The organism is Deltaproteobacteria bacterium, from assembly GCA_009929795.1.
GTDB lineage: Bacteria > Desulfobacterota > Desulfovibrionia > Desulfovibrionales > Desulfomicrobiaceae > RZZR01.
On the sequence record RZZR01000316.1, the window covers coordinates 1 to 1,741 of the forward strand.

The window sequence follows — 1,741 nt, forward strand, 5'->3', positions numbered from 1 at the left end:
GCAGGATTCTGGATCGCGACTGAACGCCCCGCCCAGGCCAACTCCCTGCCCAGGATGGCCTTGCAGCTCATGGGCTAGGCAGGGGCGGAATACTCTTCCCGACCCAAGAACGGTCTGTGTCCGAGGTCAGCCCATCGACCTGACATTCTGTAAACAGCACTGTGCAGAATGATCGATCGTTTTCCATGGTGCCCATGTCAATCGAATTGTCGAGCCCGACCTGTCCACCCCTTTGCGCCGGGTGAAATCGTGGCCGACGACAGATGATGGAAAAAACTCCGAAATCCCCCTCAAGTTTTCGTCAAGTTCGGCCGATATTCTATTGAGTAACAGACGAAATCACGGGAGGTGATCGCCTATGGTTGATTCCCTGAGCAACGGCTCCGCGGCCATGTCATTGGCCCAGAGCTCTTTCGACGCCCAATTGGTCACCAAAACCCTGGATCGGATGAATGCGCCGGCCAACGTCTCCCAGAACCAGAACGCCCTGGACTACGAGTTCCAGAAAGACGTCCTGAGCGCCGCCTTCACCGGGAAAGGGGGTAACCTCAACGCTTCCGTCTAACCCAACCCCATGTTCGTCTGTTCGAGAAGCCCCGTCCGGCAATGGTCGGGGCTTCTGTGTCTGCTTTCTGGCGCGACCTTTCTGACGAAAATGATCAGATTCCAGATGCGAACCGCACCCTTTTGCACTGGCTTGAAGCCTTCCCATCGGGCCTTGCCTGCCTTGGCCTCCCGCACTAGAGTCCAAACCATGATCGCTTGAGAAAAAGCATCGTTTGGCCGTGCTGCCAGCAAAAAATCGAAATCAGACATTGGAATCCACGGCAACCGGCCACGAAAAAACTGATCGCAGGTTCAATTCGCACCGCCGACCGATGTCTGAACATGAGGTATCTTGATGGAAATCACGCTCCACCCCGACATGAGTCGATGGATCGACGATAAGGTGAGCTCGGGACTCTACAACAGCCCGAACGAACTGATCCTCGAGGGCCTGCGCCTCCTGAAAATCCAGGAGGAACAGCGCCTGGCCCTGACCGAGGACCTCCGGAGGGACATTCTGGTCGGAATCATGCAACTGGACGCCGGTCGGGCTGAAGTTTTCGACCATGAGGCGGTCACTGGCATCAAAGATGCGGCCCGCTCAAAAAGCCTTTGGTCTACTTCTTCAGATTATAAAAATTCGGACCGAGACCAGGGCCGAATTTTCTGAACGGAGACCATGTGGACGACCACCCAAATCGGACCAACACCTCCACGGCCATCCAGGTCCGAGGCCTGACCAAGGCCTTCGGCGACCTGACCGCCGTGGACGGCCTGGATTTCGAGATCCCGTCCGGGCGAATCTTCGGCCTCCTCGGCCCCAACGGGGCCGGCAAGACCACGACCATCAACATGCTCACCGGCCTGGCCCGGCCCGACAGAGGGGAGATCCGCATTGCCGGGCTGGACTGCACAGCCAGACCCCGGGCGGCCCAGCACCTTGTCGGCGTGGTCCCGGACGAGAGCAACCTCTACCCGGAGATGACCGGGTTCGAAAACCTTTGCTTCTGCGCCGCCCTCTACGGCCTGAAGAAAAAGGAACGCCAAGCCAGGGCCAAGGATCTTCTGGAGGCCTTTGGCCTGAGCCAGGCCGCCGACCGCAAGTTCGCCGGCTATTCCAAGGGCATGAAGCGCAAGCTGACCATCGCCGCCGGGATCATCCACTCCCCGGCCATCCTCTTTCTGGACGAGCCGA

The 1,741-nt window shown here is 58.6% G+C and carries 4 protein-coding genes; 3 read left to right on the forward strand and 1 reads right to left on the reverse strand.

The window, feature by feature from the left end; all coding sequences use genetic code 11:
* Window positions 1-358 precede the first annotated feature (358 nt).
* Window positions 359-565, forward strand: coding sequence for a hypothetical protein (locus EOM25_14570; GenBank protein ID NCC26400.1), 207 nt, complete (start codon window positions 359-361; stop codon window positions 563-565).
* Here EOM25_14570 and EOM25_14575 read toward each other — a convergent pair.
* Window positions 562-816: a hypothetical protein gene (locus tag EOM25_14575; GenBank protein NCC26401.1), complete on the reverse strand. Its 255-nt coding sequence runs from the start codon at window positions 814-816 to the stop codon at window positions 562-564. The two genes, EOM25_14570 and EOM25_14575, sit on opposite strands and share 4 nt — an antisense overlap.
* Before the next feature lie 79 nt (window positions 817-895).
* Here EOM25_14575 and EOM25_14580 point away from each other — a divergent pair, with 79 nt between their 5' ends.
* On the forward strand, window positions 896-1,216 hold the full coding sequence (locus tag EOM25_14580; GenBank protein ID NCC26402.1) for a type II toxin-antitoxin system ParD family antitoxin: 321 nt from the start codon (window positions 896-898) through the stop codon (window positions 1,214-1,216).
* Window positions 1,217-1,266: 50 nt separating this feature from the next.
* Window positions 1,267-1,741 (forward strand): ABC transporter ATP-binding protein (locus EOM25_14585; GenBank protein NCC26403.1); only part of this gene is annotated, 475 nt, incomplete at its 3' end.